This window comes from Collinsella sp. AM15-2 (assembly GCF_003471985.1).
Classification (GTDB): domain Bacteria; phylum Actinomycetota; class Coriobacteriia; order Coriobacteriales; family Coriobacteriaceae; genus Collinsella.
This window is the reverse complement of sequence record NZ_QRKO01000001.1, coordinates 206,595-225,224: the sequence shown is the minus strand read 5'-3', so window position 1 is coordinate 225,224 and position 18,630 is coordinate 206,595. Positions and strand designations below refer to the sequence as shown.

At 62.2% G+C, this 18,630-nt stretch carries 18 protein-coding genes; 15 read left to right on the top strand and 3 right to left on the bottom strand.

Annotated features, from left to right (window positions below):
• Window positions 1–70 precede the first annotated feature (70 nt).
• The 4 genes from DW171_RS01020 to DW171_RS01005 all read left to right on the top strand — a co-directional run bounded on the left by DW171_RS01020 (window position 71) and on the right by DW171_RS01005 (window position 4,812).
• On the top strand, window positions 71–2,098 hold the full coding sequence (locus DW171_RS01020; RefSeq protein ID WP_118270183.1) for a KUP/HAK/KT family potassium transporter: 2,028 nt from the start codon (window positions 71–73) through the stop codon (window positions 2,096–2,098).
• Between the two features lie 31 nt (window positions 2,099–2,129).
• Complete coding sequence (locus DW171_RS01015; protein WP_118270182.1) at window positions 2,130–2,354, top strand: hypothetical protein; 225 nt, start codon at window positions 2,130–2,132, stop codon at window positions 2,352–2,354.
• Window positions 2,355–2,468: 114 nt separating this feature from the next.
• On the top strand, window positions 2,469–4,094 hold the full coding sequence (locus DW171_RS01010) for an ATP-binding protein (RefSeq protein WP_089573157.1): 1,626 nt from the start codon (window positions 2,469–2,471) through the stop codon (window positions 4,092–4,094).
• Between the two features lie 4 nt (window positions 4,095–4,098).
• Complete coding sequence (locus DW171_RS01005) at window positions 4,099–4,812, top strand: response regulator (RefSeq protein ID WP_199586771.1); 714 nt, start codon at window positions 4,099–4,101, stop codon at window positions 4,810–4,812.
• A gap of 95 nt (window positions 4,813–4,907) precedes the next feature.
• On the opposite strand, the gene rlmKL is transcribed toward DW171_RS01005, so the two are convergent.
• On the bottom strand, window positions 4,908–7,478 hold the full coding sequence (rlmKL, locus tag DW171_RS01000; protein WP_118270181.1) for a bifunctional 23S rRNA (guanine(2069)-N(7))-methyltransferase RlmK/23S rRNA (guanine(2445)-N(2))-methyltransferase RlmL: 2,571 nt from the start codon (window positions 7,476–7,478) through the stop codon (window positions 4,908–4,910).
• A gap of 251 nt (window positions 7,479–7,729) precedes the next feature.
• Between rlmKL and DW171_RS10115 the strand changes: the two genes are divergently transcribed.
• Window positions 7,730–7,879 (top strand): hypothetical protein, encoded by a 150-nt coding sequence (locus tag DW171_RS10115; protein ID WP_158570987.1) that lies wholly within the window; start codon window positions 7,730–7,732, stop codon window positions 7,877–7,879.
• A 52-nt stretch (window positions 7,880–7,931) separates the two neighbouring features.
• On the opposite strand, the gene DW171_RS00995 is transcribed toward DW171_RS10115, so the two are convergent.
• Window positions 7,932–8,759, bottom strand: a complete 828-nt coding sequence (locus DW171_RS00995) for an HAD hydrolase family protein (protein WP_158558712.1) — start codon at window positions 8,757–8,759, stop codon at window positions 7,932–7,934.
• 49 nt (window positions 8,760–8,808) lie between these two features.
• On the bottom strand, window positions 8,809–9,672 hold the full coding sequence (locus DW171_RS00990) for a MurR/RpiR family transcriptional regulator (RefSeq protein ID WP_117635579.1): 864 nt from the start codon (window positions 9,670–9,672) through the stop codon (window positions 8,809–8,811).
• Window positions 9,673–9,972: 300 nt separating this feature from the next.
• Here DW171_RS00990 and DW171_RS00985 point away from each other — a divergent pair, with 300 nt between their 5' ends.
• The 10 genes from DW171_RS00985 to DW171_RS00940 all read left to right on the top strand — a co-directional run bounded on the left by DW171_RS00985 (window position 9,973) and on the right by DW171_RS00940 (window position 18,267).
• Window positions 9,973–11,172 (top strand): MFS transporter, encoded by a 1,200-nt coding sequence (locus DW171_RS00985; RefSeq protein WP_118270180.1) that lies wholly within the window; start codon window positions 9,973–9,975, stop codon window positions 11,170–11,172.
• A gap of 114 nt (window positions 11,173–11,286) precedes the next feature.
• Window positions 11,287–12,141: a class II fructose-bisphosphate aldolase gene (locus tag DW171_RS00980; protein WP_117635577.1), complete on the top strand. Its 855-nt coding sequence runs from the start codon at window positions 11,287–11,289 to the stop codon at window positions 12,139–12,141.
• Window positions 12,142–12,151: 10 nt separating this feature from the next.
• A complete protein-coding gene (locus DW171_RS00975) occupies window positions 12,152–12,580 on the top strand; it encodes a PTS sugar transporter subunit IIA (protein ID WP_117635576.1) in 429 nt (142 codons plus the stop codon).
• A gap of 29 nt (window positions 12,581–12,609) precedes the next feature.
• Window positions 12,610–13,113, top strand: a complete 504-nt coding sequence (locus tag DW171_RS00970) for a PTS sugar transporter subunit IIB (protein WP_117635575.1) — start codon at window positions 12,610–12,612, stop codon at window positions 13,111–13,113.
• Between the two features lie 64 nt (window positions 13,114–13,177).
• On the top strand, window positions 13,178–13,972 hold the full coding sequence (locus DW171_RS00965; RefSeq protein WP_199408662.1) for a PTS sugar transporter subunit IIC: 795 nt from the start codon (window positions 13,178–13,180) through the stop codon (window positions 13,970–13,972).
• Window positions 13,969–14,805 (top strand): PTS system mannose/fructose/sorbose family transporter subunit IID, encoded by an 837-nt coding sequence (locus tag DW171_RS00960; protein ID WP_117635573.1) that lies wholly within the window; start codon window positions 13,969–13,971, stop codon window positions 14,803–14,805. Before DW171_RS00965 ends, DW171_RS00960 begins: the two co-directional genes overlap by 4 nt.
• A 97-nt stretch (window positions 14,806–14,902) precedes the next feature.
• A complete protein-coding gene (locus DW171_RS00955) occupies window positions 14,903–15,847 on the top strand; it encodes an aldo/keto reductase (RefSeq protein ID WP_117635572.1) in 945 nt (314 codons plus the stop codon).
• Window positions 15,848–15,918: 71 nt separating this feature from the next.
• The gene (locus DW171_RS00950; protein ID WP_158558711.1) at window positions 15,919–16,929 is read left to right on the top strand and encodes an alpha/beta hydrolase; all 1,011 of its coding nucleotides are present in this window, start codon (window positions 15,919–15,921) and stop codon (window positions 16,927–16,929) included.
• A gap of 113 nt (window positions 16,930–17,042) precedes the next feature.
• On the top strand, window positions 17,043–17,351 hold the full coding sequence (locus tag DW171_RS00945) for an HAD family hydrolase (protein WP_233539062.1): 309 nt from the start codon (window positions 17,043–17,045) through the stop codon (window positions 17,349–17,351).
• A 211-nt stretch (window positions 17,352–17,562) separates the two neighbouring features.
• Window positions 17,563–18,267, top strand: coding sequence for a transaldolase (locus DW171_RS00940; protein WP_199586769.1), 705 nt, complete (start codon window positions 17,563–17,565; stop codon window positions 18,265–18,267).
• Window positions 18,268–18,630: the final 363 nt, after the last annotated feature.

The following is an 18,630-nucleotide window of genomic DNA, read 5'->3' as shown; positions in this document are numbered from 1 at the left end:
CGGCGCCATTAAAATATGGGCTGATTACATATAATCCCGTCGAACGTTAAAATTGGGAGGAAACCGGCTTATGGAACAAAAGGCAAAGGAAGTAGCCTCGCACGCTGCGATTCCTGTGAGCATCTCGGCGATGCTCGTCACGCTGGGCGTGGTGTACGGCGATATCGGCACCAGCCCTATGTATGTAACCAAGGCGCTCGTTGCCGGCAACGGCGGCATCGGAAGTGTGACGGAGGAGTTCGTGCTTGGCGCGCTCTCCCTTGTCGTGTGGACGGTCACGCTGCTGACGACAGTCAAGTACGTGCTGATCTCGCTGCGCGCCGACAACCACGGCGAGGGCGGCATCTTTGCCCTGTACAGCTTGGTCAAGCGTTGCGGCAAGTGGCTCATCATCCCCGCTATGCTGGGTGGCGCGGCACTGCTCGCCGACGGCATCCTGACGCCGGCCGTTACCGTGACCACGGCCATCGAGGGCCTTCGCACCATCCCGGCGGTCCACGCCGTGCTCGGTGACGACCAGGGTCGCGTTGTCGCGATTACGCTCGCCATTATCATTGCGCTCTTCTTGGTGCAACGCATCGGCACGGCCAAGATCGGTCACGCCTTTGGCCCCATCATGACGCTGTGGTTTTTGTTCCTGGGCGGTACGGGCCTATTCTTTGTCTTCCAGCATCCCGCGGTGCTGCTGTGCCTCAACCCGCTGCGCGGCATCGGCTTTCTGCTGAGCCCCAACAACCATGCGGGCATCATGATCCTAGGCAGCTGCTTCCTCGCCACCACCGGTGCCGAGGCGCTCTATTCCGACATGGGCCATGTGGGCCGCGGCAACATCTACGCCACCTGGCCGTTCGTTAAGTGCTGCCTGCTGCTGTCCTACATGGGTCAGGGCGCGTGGCTTATCAACAACGCCGGCAACCCGGAGCTCATGGGTATCGCAGACCTCAACCCCTTCTACCAGATGCTCGCCCCGGGTCTGCGCCCCTTTGCCGTCGGCCTTTCCACCGTTGCGGCCATCATCGCCTCGCAGGCGCTCATCACCGGCGCATTCTCGCTGGTGTCCGAGGCCAGCCGCCTGGACCTCATGCCGCATATGCAGGTCTTCTATCCTGCCGAGACCAAGGGCCAGCTCTACATCCCCATGGTCAACAACGTCATGCTCGTGGGTTGCGTCGTCGTGGTGCTGCTGTTCCAGAACTCGGCGCACATGGAGGCCGCGTACGGCCTGGCCATTACCCTGACCATGATGTGCACGACAATGCTGCTCTTCTTCTATCTGCACGTGGAGCGCAATCTCAAGGTCGCGCCGTGGGTCTTTGCCGCCTTCTTCCTTTTGCTCGAGGGCTTCTTCTTTGTGAGCTCGCTCACCAAGTTCTTCCACGGTGGCTACTTCACCATCCTCATGGCTGCACTCATCATGGGCATCATGGTGTGCTGGTACAACGGTACGGCGGTCGAGCAACGTCAGTTTACGCTGCTGCCGCTGCGCAGCTATCTGCCGCAGCTCAAACGCCTGCGCGACGACGATCGCTACGAGCTCATGAGCGACAACATCGTGTACCTGACCAAGGACACCAACACCGACTATATCGACCGCGATATCGTCTACTCGATTTTGGATAAGCACCCCAAGCGCGCTCGTGCCTGGTGGTTCGTGAATGTCGAGACCATGGACGAGCCGCATACCTTTGCCTACTCGGTCGAGACGTTCGGCACCGACTACGTATTCCGCGTGCATCTGTACCTGGGCTATAAGATCAACCAGCGCGTCAATGCTTACCTGCGCCAGGTTGTTCAGGACCTGGCTGCCAGCGGCGAGCTGCCGGCGCAGACGCACGATTACTCGGTCTACAAGGATCCGGGCAACATCGGTACGTTTAAGTTCGTCATGATCCGCAAGCTGCTGGCGCCCGAAAGCGACGTGGAGCCCAGCGAGCGTACGGCCATCACGCTCAAGTACATCATCCGCCGCGCCGCCGGCACGCCTGCGCGCTGGTACGGCCTGGAGAACTCCAACGTGAGCTTTGAGTACGTGCCGCTGTTCACCAAGTTTAAGGCCGTGAGCAAGATGCAGCGCCTGGCTCCCGACGAGCGCCCGTAGGCGCCGACGGGCTGCATGGAGTTGGTTTTCGATGGACAAGATTGAGGCCGGGGAGGCAAACATGGATACAAAGGCGCTCGATGGCCGCGAGGCGGTGGTCGAAATGGTGCGTGAGGCGCGCGTCGACGCCGCCGAAGATCGGTTCTTTACGAATCGTGCCAACATGGACATGGCCGACCGCGTGATCTCGATCGTGGTGACGCTGCTTGTCGCGGCGTGCGTTTGCGCGCTGCTTGCGCACGTGCTGTTTGTCTAACGACCGCAGGTTGCAAAGGCTTTACACTTGGAACCACCACAAGGAGGCAACCACCGCAAAGGTGCCAGTCCCCTTTGTGGTGGTTTTTGTTTTTGAGAGAGGGGCGGGGCGCTGATGGACGTCCGTGCGGACGGCGATATTGCCGAGAACTTTTGGTGGCGGCGTACAACGCTGACGCGTCGCAGCCCTCTGTATGACGCCTGCGTATCGGCGGGGCTGCTAGCTGCGGCGACGATTGTGGGCGCGCTGCTCGACCATCCGGGGCTCGCGCCGAGCATCATGATCGTCTATGTGTTCGCTGTGCAGCTGTGCGCCTTCTTTACCTGGAGCCGCCTGTACTGCCTGCTGAGCTCTGCCGCCGCCGTGGCGCTCTACAACTTCTTGTTTGTCGACCCGCGCTACGCGCTGTCGTTTATCGACCGCGTCTATCCCGGCATGTTCTTTATCATGTTTGCGGTCTCGCTCGTATCGAGCTCGATCGCGCTGGCCCTGCGCCGCGCCTTGGCGCAGGCTGCCGCCAGCGACCGTCGCACGCAGATGGTGCTCGAGACCAACCGCATGCTGCAGCGGTGTGGCGATCAGCAACAGATTGTGCACGCTATGGCAACGCAGCTGGCGCGTCTTTCGGACTGTCCGGTCGTGTGGTATAGCGCCGATGCCGATAACGATGACCTGCTGCCGCGCACGACGTACACGGCCGTGGGCGATGCCGCGCCGGTACACCAGCTGGCGCCCCAGATGCCGCCGCGGCTCTCGGCGTCCGCCTATGTGGGAACGCCGCTCGATGCCACCTATGGCGCCTCGGCGTTCTACGGCATATACCTGACCGTGCGCTCGGGTGACACCATGGTGCGCGCGGGTGATCCCGCCTCGGTGGTGGGGGTGTTCGCCATTGTCGCCGAGCCCGATGCGCTGACGCCCGAGGAGCGGACGCTTGCCGATGCCATCGTGAGCGAAGGCGAGCTGGCGCTCGATCGCGCCCGCGCCATGGAGGCTCGCGAGGAAGCGGCAGTGCTCGCCAAAAACGAACAGCTGCGTGCCAACTTGCTGCGCTCCATCTCGCACGACCTGCGCACGCCGCTTACCAGTATTTCGGGTAATGCCGATGTGCTGCTCGACCAGGGCTCGACCGGCACGGCCGTGCTCGACGACCAGACACGCCGCGGCATGCTCCTATCCATTCGCTCGGACGCGCAATGGCTCAATGCCACTGTCGAGAATCTGCTCGCCATCACCAAGCTCGAGGGCGGCGGCATGCACCTGTCGACCACGCTCGAGCTCATGGACGATATCGTCGAGGAGGCGCTGCGTCACGTAAATCCGGCTGTGCGCGAGCATGACCTTAAGGTAGTGGCGTGCGATGAGCCGGCGCTCGTCAACGTCGACGCGCGCCTGATGGTGCAGCTGGTGGTCAATCTGGTGAACAACGCCATCGCCTATACGCCTGCGGGCTCGCATATCGTGATCTCGATTGGCGTCCATGATGGATGCGTGGCGTGCTCGGTTGCTGATGATGGCCCGGGCATTGCGCCCGAGGACCGCGAGCGAATCTTTGAGTCGTTCTACACCGCCAACCATGGCCTGGCCGACAGCTGCCGCAGTGTGGGCTTGGGGCTTTCGCTCTGCCGCTCCATTGCGCTGGCACATGGCGGTAGCATAGAGGTTACCGCGGCGGACCCGCACGGTTCGGTCTTTACGATTGAGCTTCCCGCCGCCGACGTTTCGTTTGATAAGGAGTAGCGCTGTGCCGAACTCTGCCGTGAAACCGCTCATCTTGGTCGTTGAGGACGATCCCGCCGTCCGCAACCTTATCGTCGCCGCGCTCGAGGCGCACGGTTTGCGCCATATGGCTGTGGAGACCGCCCACGCCGCCATCGCCGCCGCTTCGTCGCAGGCGCCGAGCATTGTGCTGCTCGATCTGGGCCTGCCCGATATGGACGGCGTCAAGGTGGTGGAGTCGGTGCGCGCGTGGTCGGGCATGCCGATCATCGTGGTTTCGGCGCGCAGCGAGGACGCGGACAAGATCCGAGCGCTCGATGCCGGTGCCGACGACTACCTGACCAAGCCGTTTTCGGTCGAGGAACTGCTTGCGCGCATCCGCACCACGCTCAGGCGCCTTTCGTATGCGCAAACGGGCGGCGTTGCCTCCGAGGGCTCGTTTAATACCGGTGAGCTGCATATCGATTTTGATGCTGGCATTGCCATGATGGATGGCGAGGAGCTGCATCTGACGCCGATCGAGTATAAGTTGCTCTGCTTGCTGGCGCACAACGCCGACAAGGTGCTGACGCACCAATTTATCCTGCACGAGATTTGGGGTACGGCGACCAAGAGCGACCTGGCGAGCCTGCGCGTCTTTATGGGTACGCTGCGCAAAAAGATCGAGTCCGATCCCGCGCACCCGCGCTATATCCAGACGCACGTGGGTATCGGCTATCGCCTGGTCACCCAAGGCTAGATCGCCAACCATCATCCCAATATGAGTTGCGGTGAAATAGTTCCTGTTTGGGCCTTTACCAGGCATTTTTAGGGACTATTCCACCGCAACTTTGTTTATTTGCCCTTGGGCTTGCTGGCGTAGAACTTCTTCTTTTTGGGCTTGCCTGAGCAGGCGGGCTTGTCGTCGCCGTGCGGTCCTCGGACGCCGGCCTGCGCGTGCGCGGGCGATGCTGCGCGAGGCTTGCGGGCTCCGGGGTTGCGCAGTTCCTCGACGCGCTCAGCAATTTCCTCGGCGCTAAAGCCGACCTCGGCCATGGCGTCCTCGATGGGCAGGCGGCGCACGATGTAGCAGTGGTGCACCTTCTGGTTGCGCGCGAAATCCTCGGGGATGGTCTGCTCCGTAATGTCCTCCAGCACCACGCCTGCGCGCGCAAGCTTGCGCGTCTCGGGGCGGAAACCGCGCAGGTTGCAGCTAAAGATGGCATGGCCGCCCTGCGCGAGCAGGCGCGATACGCCGGCCAAAAGCTCAACATGGTCGCGCTGAACATCCCAGGTGCGACGGCCCATCTTGGACGAGTTCGAGAACGTGGGCGGGTCGACAAAGATCAGGTCCCAGCGGTTGCGCGTCTGGCGCTGGTCGCGAATCCAGGCGAGCACGTCGTCGCGCACAAAATGATGCTGAGGCCCCACAAAGCCGTTCTGGCGCATGTTGCGCTCGGCCCAGTCCAGATAGGTGTTGGAGAGGTCGACCGTCACGGTCTCCTCGACGCCGCTGTCTGCCGCATAGCAGGTGGCAGTGCCGGTGTAGGCAAACAGGTTGAGGAAGCGGCGCGCCTGCTTGGCGTGCTCGCGCACTAGGTTGCGGGTGACGCGGTGGTCCAGGAAGATGCCCACATCCAGATAGTCGTCAAAGTTGACGGCAAAGGTGAGCCCGCCCTCTTCGATGAGCGGCAGGCGACGGCGCGCGATGTTGGCGCGCTCGCCCGGGCCGCCCTTGCCGGCGCCCTGCTTGCCGTACTGCGAGCCGCCGCGCGAACGCATGCGGGCCTTGGCGTGCACGTGCTCGGCCGGAACATCCAGGATGCGCGGCGCGATGGCCAAGATGTCGAGCATGCGGGCCTGGGCCAGCGCAGGATCGATGGTCTTGGGTGCGGCGTACTCGGCGATGACGAGCCAGCGACCCGGCGTCTGCGGGCAGCCCTCGTACAGATCGATGGCGGCGGAGTAATCGGGCAGGTCGGCATCGTAGACGCGGTAGCAGCTCACGCCCTCGCGCTTGGCCCACTTGCGGCGCAGGCGTGCGTTCTTGCGCAGGCGGTTGGCGAACTGCTCCGACTCGGGGATGAGCACGGGCAGCGGCTTGCCGTCGCCCAGGTCGAGCATGGCGGCAGGCTCGGGCATGGCGGAAGCGGCGGCTTCGTCGCTGATGACGTCGTTGGCATCCGCAACCTCGGCCTCGGCATCCGCGCTGGTCGCAGCCTCAAACGCTGCGGCGGCGTGGTCGAGCGAGGGCCAAACCTCGATAGTCGCCTCTTCGTTGTTGGGCATGACGGCAATGGAGCGCGCGGGCTCGGCATGGAGCGCGCGGGCCATAAGGCCGTCGCGGGTGAGCGCGGCGACCGGCGCCGCGGCAAGCTCGGGCGCGCGGCGCAGCTCGCCGATGAGCGTCATGGCGTCGTGCATGAGCGAAAGCGGCGTCTCGGTGGTGTCCGCGACCACGGCGGCGCCGGCGACAGCGCCCGCATGGTCCAGCACGGTGGCGGGCTTGGCGGCGCAAAAATCGACAAAGCGCTTGTAGCCGGCACACTTGACCATGCGCTCGGCGGTCTTGCGGGCGGCGGGGTCGATATCTACGGCAACGATGCGCGCCTGGCGCTCGCGCGCTGCCGCCTCGCGCTCGCGTGCCTCGGCGAGCAGCTGCTCCCACAGAGTGGCGTCGTGCAGCCGCCAGCCCTCAAAGCCCCAGCGCTCGCGTGCGGCGCTCGGGGCGCGGTCGGTCAGAATGTTCACGGCCTCCAACAGCAGACCGCCGCCGGCGCACGAGGCGTCGACCAGCGTGGGCAGGGCTTCGTTCTCGTAATCGTCGGCCGTCAGCTCGCGCTCGCACAGTGCAGTCCAGCCGACCTGCGCCAGCACCAGGGCGGCATAGTCGGGGCGCAGCACGTGTGTGCCCTCGCCGGCGCGGGTCGCGGCGGGCGGCAGGCGCTTGAACAGCGGGTCGCCCGAAAGGTCCAGGTTGATGCTCGCGCGGCGCTGACGCAGCGAAAGCAGCAGGTGGACGTCGGGATTGGCGGCGTCGACATCGGCGCGACGGCCCGTGGTCTCGGCCAGACGGTCGCACAGCGCGTCCTTGGCGCGCAGGGCCGAGAAGCGCGTGTTGCGCAGCTGCTCGGTCACGCCGCGGGCGGTGATGGCGATGGTGGCGCCCGGGCGAACAATGCTCTCCCAGGCGATGTCGTAAACGCCGTCGTACAACGCATCGGCATCCTGCGCCTCAAAGCGCCCAAGCACCACAAACACGCGGCTGGCCAGGCGCGACCACAGACAGGCGCGGTAGCCTTCTTCGAGCTCGCCCTCAAACGTAGCGCGGCCCTTAAGGCGGCGTACATGCGAAAGCCCGAGCCGTTTTAGCTCGTCGGCGAGTGCGGACTCAAAGCCCTCGGGGCAGCTTGCATAAAATTCCATGGGTGACCTCTCTGGTTGCGTCGCTCCATTATATGATGGATGCTTCGTTTGCCATCGCCCTCGAAAGGAACCCATATGATTGATGCGTGCTCCTTGATTCCCATTTTCATTGCAACAGCCTCAGGACTCGGGGCCTCGCACAGGCTCCCGCCGCCTTACAGAACTGAAAGCTGGGCGTAGGGCAAATCCATGGCACGTGACCTGCGATTGCTCGGCCATAGATGGCGTAATCGAGGCCAAGGGAGGGCATCATGTGCGAGGGAAACGAGAGCTGGTTCTGGCACGCGAACGACATGGTGGTGGCGGGCGACATGAACCCCGTGGTCCGCGTCCTGTGGGCCGCGCTCATCGTAGGCATCGGCGTCGCGACGATGGCCACGCTCTGGATCGTCACGAGGTAGCGCGCCACGAACGGATGACGAGGCACGCGGCGCATGCCACGCTGGCGGAACCCTAGCCTCGCTGCTGGACAATCTGTTCGATGAGCTTCGCGACGGAGTCCTCGGCTGCGTTCCCGATCAGGTGATGGGCCGCGGCCTTCGCCTCTGGCATCGCGCCCGCGACTGCGTAGGAGTTCGGCACCTTATCGAGGAGCGTCACGTCGTTTTCCGAGTCTCCGATAAAAGCGACCTCGTCCAGCGTGACCCCAAGGCTGCCGAGAAGCGCGTCGAGTCCGTTTACCTTGCTCCAGCCAGCCGGAACAACATCGAGGAAGAATGGGACGGGCGAGGGGAAATCAAGTTCTGGGCAGGCTTCCTTGCATCGACTCCGAACGACTTCCGTCGGGGCGGAGCTGACGTTGACGAAGATGCCGGCGGTTATGACGTCACGGTTCGTGGGCACGTCTCCGAGCGCCATGTCTCTTCCGGAGTCCTTAACGACGTCCAAGGCGAATTCGTCGCCAGGCTCGACGGCGCAGAGGAACTGCTCGCAGCGCTTGCCTGTCTCATCGACATCGGCGACTAGCCAGAGTGACGTCCCCGCGTAGGGGCGTACAGCGCTATCGAGCTTGACGAGTGCCTCCGTCGAGAGCGTCTTTTTGAACACGAGTTCGCCGCTGGAGAAGACCTTCTTTCCGTTGGCCATGATGCCGGTCGAGAAACAGCGCGCGTCGCCGTCAAAGGCATCGGCCAGGTCGGCGTAGTCGCGCCCGCTTGCGGGGCCGAACGCGATGCCCGCATCGAGCGCCGAAAGAATCGCGCTGTGCGTGCGCTCCGATACGACCCTTGAGCCAAACGGCAACAGGGTCCCATCCATGTCTGCGAGGATGAGCTTTATCAAGGGGTCCTCCCGTTTCGGTCTGGGCATCGGTGCGCCGGCGTGCGTCGTCCTAGCTGTATTGCTTGTCTCCCATGAGATTCTTCGAGATGATCCTGTTAAACTCTACCGGGTCATCCCAGCAAGAGGTCAGGAAGAGGAACAGCAGCTCGATGACGAAGTTGATCGAGCTGTGCGAGAAGGCGATCTCGGTTCCGGTGATGGCCTGATCTCGCGAGATGGCTCGGATGATATGCGTGGCACGCTTCGCGAGCGGCGTATCCGGGTTGTCTGTGATCATGATGATGGGGGTGTTCGAATCCTCGGCAGAGTCGAATATGTTGACGAGGCGCTTCGAGTATCCGGACGTCGAAATGACGAGCAGAACGTCATTCTCCTTGAGGCTGGTTGCGACGGAGACCATGGCTTCGGTGGTACTGGGGCAAAACGCTCTGACTCCAACCTGCGAGAGCTTGAACGCCGCGTTTACGCCCATGTTAATCGAGTTGCCGACGCCCGCGATCAGGACGAGGTTGGCGTTGTGGAGCAGATTGACGACTGCCGAAAAGTCATCGGAGTCAATGAGCGAGGCGGTTTGGGAGAGCTCCTTGACCTTGTGAGACAGGACGTACTTGATGGAGCCCTCGACGTCGTCCAGAGTAATCCTGCCGTCCGTGGCCTTTTCTTCGCCGGATGCCCTGCTGATGGATATGCCGAGCGCCAGACGCATGTCCGAATAGGTTCGGTAGTCAAGCGTCCTTGCGAATCTCGAAACAGACGCCGGTGACGTACCGGTTTCTGCGGCGAGTTCGCGGACGGTCATCGTTGCGACATCCGACGGGTGGTCGAGCACATATGTTGCGATTGCCTTCTCCGAGGGGGATAGGCTGCTCATGACCGCGCAGATGTGGCTGAGCACATCCCCTGTCTTATCCATGGTTACTCCTTGGTCCTAGCTTGCTTTGTATCTTAGGTCAAGAGAGGTGAAAAGTAAGCAAAATGTTTCATCAGCGGTGAAATAGCGTTTCACCGCTGATTTCCTACCGTTCACGGTAAATCGGTACTTCCTCGGCGCAATCTCAGCTTGAGCTGCTATCTTATGAGTCGTGAAACAACGGCACGAAAACGATGAAACAACAGAACATTGTTTCAACGCCTCGCAACTCCGTTTCACGCTAGATGGTGAATCACTTCGAAGCCCAGACAGGCACCCGGCGAGCAAGAAGGGAGAAGCACGATGCACAACGCCAAGACAAACGCAAGCATGACTTCGCTGTTCTTCGCGAACGTACTCTACTGGGTCTGCGCGGGCGTGTACTCGCCGTTTCTCTCCGCTCACTACACGAGCCTCGGCCTCAGCGCGGCCCAGACCGGCATCCTCCTCGCGGCGACCCCGGTGTGTGCGCTCGCCATCCAGCCGCTCTGGTCGACGATCGCCGACAAGCTCGGGCGCCGCCGCGCGGTCATCGTGGCCCTCTGCCTTGCGGCGGCGGTACTCGCTCCGCTGTATTACCTGGCGTCGACGTTCGTCCCGGTCCTTCTCGTAACCTTTGCATTCTCGGCGTTTTTCTCGGGGCTCCTGCCCCTGAGCGACTCCCTCGTCATCGAGCTCGCGGATCGCTCTGGCCTGGACTTTTCTCGCATTCGCATGGGTGGCACTATCGGCTATGCCATCGTCGTCCTGATCGTCGGTCGGCTGCTCGACATGGCTCCTCAAATCCAGTTCACGGTGGTCTCCGCCGCGCTGGTGGTCTTCGCGGCTCACATGTGGCGCCTCCCCGAGGCGGGAATTCGCGCCAATGCCGCGGACGATCCCAAGGTCTCCCACGGAAAGGGCCTCCTCTCGCTGTTCACCAGCAATGAGATCGCCTTCGTCTTGGTCTTCGCCTTCATCAGTTCGGCCGCGATTGGCTTCATCGGGGCGTTCTTGGGCCGCTACGCGGTCGAGCTTGGCGAGGGTCAGAACCTCGTGGGCGTCCTGAGTGCGGTCTCCGCTGCGAGCGAGATCCCCATCCTGCTCGTTTCCTCCAAGCTGGTCAGGCGCTTCGGCGAGATGAACCTCCTGATCTTTTCCTGCTTCATGGCGGCGCTCAGGCTCGTGCTCGTGGGCACCGGCATCGTCCCGGTCATGGTCTGCGGCCAGCTGCTGCAGAGCGTGAGTTACATGACCGTCTACTACTCCTGCGTTACCTACATTGCCAACCACACCTACGAGGATTGTCGCGCTCGAGGTCAGAGCGCCTTCGCGATGGTCCAGAGCGGTCTGTCCGTCGTGGTTGCGAACTTGTTTGGCGGTTGGGCGTGCGACGCGCTCGGCACGCACGCGGGTTTCCTGGCCTTCGCCCTCGCTTCAACGATTGCTGCGGTCGTTGCTCTTGTGACGTACGTGCTGTGGCGTAGAAGCGCGGCGCCACAGCCTGAGGAGGCGGCCGCATAGGCTCCACCGCGCCTCGCAAGCGCCTGCCTGCCTCGCGCTTCGCTTCGTGTTCAACCAGCTGACGAGCTGAGAACTGTCCGATCCAATGATTATTCAGGTGAAAGGAAGACAAAGATGTCACTCATCAAGGTCAACGAGCTTCTTCAACATGCGACCGAGCACCACTATGGCGTGCCCGCGATTAACGTCATCAATACGGAGACCATCCGTTATGCGATCCAGGCCGCCGAGGATGAGCACATGCCCATCATCATCCAGTACTGGCCTGGCTTCGAGGACCACTGCGCCCTCGACATCATCGCCTTCGCCGCCCGCTATTACGCCGAGCGCGCGAGCGTGCCCGTCGCCGTCCACCAGGATCACTCCGCTGGTTACGAGATCGCCGTCAAGGGCGTCAAGGCCGGCTTCCCATCCGTCATGGTCGACGGCTCCTCACTTCCCTATGAGGAGAACTTCCAGCTCACGAAGGACGTCGTCCAGGTCGCCAAGATCTTCGACGTCGACATCGAGGCCGAGCTCGGCCATGTCGGCAACGGCTCTGACGCCAACGACTTCGTGAACAGCGACCACTACACCGACCCGAACCTCGCCGAGGAGTTTGTCGAGGGCACCGGTTGCGGCTCGCTCGCCATCGCCGTCGGCAATGCCCACGGCCCCTATGTCAAGGTCCCGAACCTCGACATGGAGCGCATCAAGGCCTGCAGGGAGGCCGTCAGCGTCCCCCTCGTCATGCACGGATGCTCCGACATCCCCGACGAGCAGCTCCAGGAGGCCGTGAACCTCGGCATGAGTAAGTTCAACATCGCCACGGAGTACTTCCGTTCCATGTACCGCGCCTTCGAGAAGGACATCAACTCCGGTAAGAACGACGGCAACGGCATAGGCCTCCTGATGGACGCCGCCCCCGACATGCGCGCGTTCGTCGTCAGCAAGATCCAGCTTCTGAACCCCAACCACTATTCGCTCTAGGAGAGACTCGATGAAGAAAGTTCTTGTCGCGTCGCACGGCCACCTCGCAAGCGGAATCAGGAGCTCGATCGGAATCCTGACCGGCATGGCGGACATGGTGGAGGCAGTTGACTGCTACGTGGACGACTCTGATTTCACCCCTCGCATCCAGGCCTTTATTGACTCGGTGGGCCCTGAGGACGAGGCCATCATCTTCACCGACATCTACGGTGGTTCCGTCTTCCAGAAGGTCGTCCTTATGGAGCCGGAGAAGCGCGGGATCGTCCACGTCACCGGTATGAACCTCGGCCTCGTGATCGAGACGCTCCTCGGCGCCGAGCCGGTCACGGCAGATTCGATCAAGCAGAGCGTCGAGCTGGCGAGGGCGACGATGCAGGTCGTCGAGCCTCCGAGCAAGGCCGCGGACAACGAGGAGTCCGAGGGAGACTTCTTTGATTAGAGAGTACTAACAAGTAGAGAGAGGAAGCAATGATTGTTCAGGTTCGAGTCGATGACCGTCTGATTCACGGACAGGTCGCCCTGGTGTGGACCAAGGAGCTCAACACCACCAGGATCATCGTCGCCAACAAGCACGCCGTGGAGAGCGACGCCCTTCGCATGACGCTTTCCATGGGTACGCCGGCGGGCCAGAAACTCCTCGTCAAGGACGTTCCGGATGCCTGCCGCATCGCGAACGATCCGCGCGCGGACTCCATGCGCATCTTCGCGCTCACCAACTGCGTGCGTGACGTGCTTGAGCTCGTTAAGGGCGCGCCGGGCAAGATTGAGGGCGTGAACGTTGCCAACGTCGGCCGCTTCGACAAGTCCGATCCGGATAGCAAGGTCGCCCTCAACTCCACGATCATGCTCAACCCGGATGAGCTCGAGGCCGCGAAGGAGCTTTGCGAGCAGGGTATTCCGGTTTTCCATCAGCTTATCCCGTCCAATCCCAAGACTCCTCTCAAGAGTCTGATCGAGGCGGCGGGGAAATAAGGGGATTTGGCCAGGCGGCCAAATGAAATGAAAGAAAGGAAGTCAAATGGTTGGGTTGGCAATAATGGCCTGGTTGACCGTGCTGATTTGCTACGGCGGCAACTGGGTTCTCGGTCAGTGCATGATCGAGCGTCCTCTCGTGGTAGGTCTCGTTGCGGGCCTCCTGATGGGCGACGTCAAGACCGGTGTCATCATCGGTGCCTCTCTCGAGGCGATCTTCATGGGCGCGGTTAACATTGGTGGCGCTATCTCCGCCGAGCCTGTTACCGCGACCGCCCTCGCCGTCGCCTTCACCGTTGGCGCTGGTATCGACCAGGGTGCCGCCATCACACTGGCCGTTCCCGTGGGCGTCGTCACCGCATTTCTCTCGATCTTCATGAACAACGTGTTCCTCGCGTTCTTCGCAGCCACCTTTGACAAGATGGCCGCCGAGGGCAACGAGAAGGGCCTCGCGCTTCAGCACTTCGTTCTCTGGTTCGTTAAGTACGCTGCCTTTGGCCTCATCGCCTTCCTCGGCGTTTACCTCGGCGCTGAGCCCGTTGCCGCCATCGTTAACCAGATTCCGGCCAATGTCATGAGCGGCCTCAACGCCGTGGGTGCCCTCCTGCCCGCCGTTGGTATGGCGCTCCTGCTCCAGATGCTGTGGAGCACCGAGCTCAGCATCTACTTCTTCTTGGGCTTTACGCTCTACCAGTACCTCGGCCTCCCGATGATCGCCATCGCAGTTCTCGGTGTCATCATCGCGGTTGCCTCCGCCCTCCGCGACAAGGAGATCTTCGATCTCACCAAGAAGGGAGTGGCCACCCAGGCCGTTTCCGGCGACTCTGTAACCAGCGACGAGGAGGATTTCTTCGCATGAGCAACCTGACCAAGAATGTGAGCCCTGAAGACAAGAAGATGCTCAACAGCATTTTCCTGCGCTCCTTCTCCGTGTTCGCTTCCTGCGCCGGCGGTTCCGTCAAGGCTGGCGCCGACGGCTGGCTGTACTCCGTCCAGCCCGCGCTTAACCGCTACTACGCCGATGACCCCGAGGCTCGTGCCGACGCCATGAAGCGTCACACGACTTGGTACAACATTACCCAGAACGTCGGCACGTTCGCCATGGGCCTCGTCGCCTCCATGGAGAGGGAGAACTCGCAGCACGAAGACTTCGACACCGAGTCCATCGACGGTATCAAGGTCTCCCTGATGGGCCCGATGTCCGGCATCGGCGACGCAATCTTCTGGGGCGTCCTGCGTGTTATCGCCGCCGGCATCGGCATTAACCTCGCCATGAGCGGCTCGCCCCTCGGCGCGATCATGTTCCTGCTGATCTACAACATCCCGTCGATCCTCTGCCGATACTTCATGACTTACCTCGGCTTCAGCATGGGCACCAACTTCATCTCCGAGATGTACGAGGGTGGTCTCATGAAGCTCATCACCAAGGCGACCTCCACGATCGGCCTGGTGATGATCGGCGCCATGACCGCGGCGAACGTCCAATTCAACACGATCCTGTCCATTCCGGTTCAGGACTCCGACCCCGTCATGATCCAGACCTACCTCGACTCGATCTTCAAGGGCATCGTGCCTCTGGGACTTACGCTCGTCGTCCTCTGGCTCCTGCGCAAGAAGAACGTGAACGTCAACATCATCCTGGTCGGCATCATGGTTCTGGCGCTCGTCCTCGGCCTCGTGGGCATCGTGTAAGGCGGTTTCCGGATCATCCGAAGCCTGTTCAAGGCAATTCCTGGCGGCACGCGATCGAGGACATTCGACGCGTGCCGCCCCATTAGAAGGAGAGAATATGCGCTACACGCACCTCAAGAACTCCGACGTTGACGTCTCCCAGCTCGCCGTGGGCACCTGGGCGATCGGCGGCGACTCCTTTGGTGAGAACGATGACGCCGCCAGCATGTCCGCCATCCGCACCATGCTCGATCACGGCGTCAACCTCATTGACACCGCGCCGTGCTATGGCAACGGCGCGTCCGAGAAGGTCGTCGGCAACGCGCTCAGGGGCGTCGACCGAGAGAGCTACCTGCTCTCGACCAAGGTTGGCCTGATCACCAGCGCCGCCGGCTATGACCGCGACTCTTCGTTCAAGAACATCATGAGGGAGGTCGAGAGCTCGCTGCGCAATCTCCGCACCGACTACATCGACTTCTACTTCGTGCACTGGCCCGACGCCAAGACCCCGTTCTCCGAGACGATGTGCGCCCTCCAGCTCCTCAAGGAGCAAGGCAAGATTCGCCACATCGGCGTCTCCAACTTCACGACCGAGATGATCGAGGAGTGCGAGAAGGTCGCTCAGGTCGACGTCCAGCAGCCGCCCTACTCCATGGTCGACCGCTCCTCCGAGGACCTTATCAAGTGGGGCTACGAGCGTGGCATCGACTCCTTCACCTATGGCTCCCTTGGCGCGGGCATCCTGTCGGGCAAGTTCCGCGAGCTGCCGAAGTTCGAGGAGGGCGATGTTCGTGGCGGCTTCTACGACTACTTCCAGGAGCCCAAGTTCTCGCGCGTCCAGGAGCTGCTCAAGGTCATGGACGAGATCGCCGAGGCTCATGACAAGCCCGTGGCACAGGTCGCCGTGAACTGGAGCACCCAGAAGGAGTACGTGGGCACCGCGCTCGTTGGCGTGCGCACGGACGCCCACGCGATTCAGAACTGCGAGACGTTCGAGTGGGAGCTTTCCGCCGATGAGATGGCCAAGCTTGACGCCAAGCTTGACGAGCTGAAGATCGGCTAGCCATGGGCACCGAGGAGAGGAAGTACCCCACTTCCGAGCTTGAAGTGCTTGAGCGTGGATCTAGGGAGGTCGTGGAGCCCAACGGGCTGAAGCTCCTGCTGAAGCCCGTGCCGGGAGACGAGCGCGAGCGCGTGCTCGATCCGCGCGTCTACGCGCGCGCCCATGCGAAGCTCGCCGCCGGCCCGGCGCCGGCGGGGCCGGTGGACGTGATCGCGTGGCGCTCCGCTCCCAACAAGGAGACCCATGTCGTGAGGGGCTCGAACGTCGCCAAGAAGACCGTCGTCATGAACTTTGGCGACAGGGGCATTCCCCTGCACGTCTTCACGCCCGAGGGCCACGGGTGCGGCTCCGCCGCGCTCGTGTTCATCCACGGCGGCGGCTTCATGGTGGGCAACATTGGCCAGTACGAGAACTGCCTGCGCGACATCGCGGAGCGAACGGGCTGCGTCGCGATCTACCCGGAGTACCGCTTGTCTCCCGAGACGATGTTCCCCGGTGGTGTCGAGGACTGCGTGAAGACGCTCGACTGGCTTGTCGAGCATGCGGATGAGCTGGGTGTCGACGCGACGCGGGTCGCCGTGGCTGGCGACTCCGCGGGCGGAAGCCTGACCAACGCCGTCGTCCTCGACGGGTCCCATGCGGACAGGATCAAGCTCGTGGCCGAGCTGTATCCGCTCGTCGACGGCGGCCCTGTTCCGGAGGAATGGTCCTATGACCTCTATGAGATCGTGAACGACCAGAGGGCCGAGGCTCTGAGCAGGGTGGATCGCATCCGCAACGCCAACGACGACCTGCCAGTGATGTATACCAACGGCAATGCGGAGGAGATGCTCGACCCGAGGGTGTCTGCCCTGTTCGCGGAGGACGTGAGCGCGTTCCCCCGCACGGTCATCATCTCTTCCGAGTATGACTACCTGCGCTATCAGGACGAGCTATTCGCGAAGAGGCTGCAGGATGCGGGCGTTGACGTCACCGCGATTCGCTATCGCGGCTGCGACCACGGCTTCTTCGAGATGTACGGCGTGATGCCTCAGGCTGAGGACGTCTGCCGCGTCATCTCCGAGGAGCTTGCGAAGATCTAGAGGTTCGTCGCGGTGGCCTCCTGGACGAGTGACGGTCCGGCGGGATGCTAGGTGCGTCCCGCCGGACCTTTGCGTTGGCGGGCACGTGTGGGGTTTGCCTCGGCGGTGCCGGATTGACTGGGAGACGCGTTTACCGCCGAGCTTCCAAGCGAGCCCAGCAAGCAAACCGCGAGCTGAGCCCCAAGGGCATCGACAAGGGCGTGGGCGTGGCGCGAGCGCTGGCGTATCTGGGCCGCGAGGGAAATGCGCGCACTTTTGGCTTCGGCGATTCGGGCAACGACCTGGGCATGCTCGCCGCCGTCGAGACGGCTGTTGCCATGGGCAACGCCATGCCCGAGGTCAAGGCGGTCGCCGACTACGTGACCGACGACGTCGCACACGACGGTACCGTCACCGCCATGCGCCACTTTGGGTTGATCTAGCGGGAACCGTCCAATTACCGTTCACCCGCGGCGGGCGGCTCAAATCGGCTCGCCCTGCAAAATCGTTTTGCCGCTGGAGGGTGTGCTCAAAAACGCTAAAGCGTTTATGCCGTTCGCCGAGAAGATAAAAAACCGCAGCTCACGCCTTGATAAACGTAGGTAAAGTGTTTAGCAGTTTAACGCCCATGTGCAAGCGAAAGGAATCAGGCAGATGGCAATCAAGGTGTTCGCTGACGGTGCAAACCTCGAGGGCATGCTCGACATGTACGAGAACGGCAACGTTCAGGGCTTCACAACCAACCCGTCCCTTATGAAGAAGGGCGGCGTGACGGATTACCGCGCATTTGCCAAGGAGGTCCTGGCCCACATCACCGATGTATCCGTTTCGTTTGAGGTCTTTGCCGACGACGTAGAGACCATGGAGGTCGAGGCACGCGAGATCGCTACCTGGGCCGAGAACGTCTACGTCAAGATTCCGTGCGTGACCACTAAGGGCGAGTCCACCGCCGAGCTGGTGCGCAAGCTTTCCGCCGACGGCATTAAGGTCAACGTCACCACCATCTTCACGCCCGCGCAGGTCGACGAGATGGTCGAGGCCGTTGACGCCGAGACGCCGTCCATCATCTCGCTCTTTGCCGGCCGTATCGCCGACACCGGCGTCGACCCCATTCCGTTTATGACGGAGTCGGTCAAGAAGGCCGCCGCCAAGCCAAACTGCGAGGTCCTGTGGGCGTCCACGCGCGAGCTCATCAACATCTACCAGGCCGAGGCCTGCGGTTGCCAGATCATCACGGTGCCCAACAGTATCCTGGCCAAGCGCAAGAACATCGGTCGCGATCCGTACGAGGTCTCGCTCGACACCGTGCGCGGCTTTGCCAAGGATATCGCCGCTTTGGGCTTCCATATCTTGCCGTAACGCGAACACTGGCTGCGCCGCGGGTTGTTCGCCCCGGCCTTTCCTTTCCCTATCGCTCACGCGCTTCGCGAGGGTCGCGCTAGGTAAAGGAAAGGCCGGGGCTGCCGAAACGAGCTTGCCGGCAAGTTAGCACTCGGCTTCCATATCCTGCCGTAGGCAAAGGTACCCCCGCCTGCGACGTGCAAAATTGAGAGTATTCAGCAAGGTAAAGGCTTTTACCAGCTGGTTGAAGCACGGAACAGCCCCCGTTTTGGCTCTGACGACGCTAAAACGGGGGCTGTTTGTGACTATATTGCCTCTGAGGGGCGTTCGGAGCGGCGGAAATTGCAGAATACTCGCGATTTTGCACGTCGCTACAGGGGG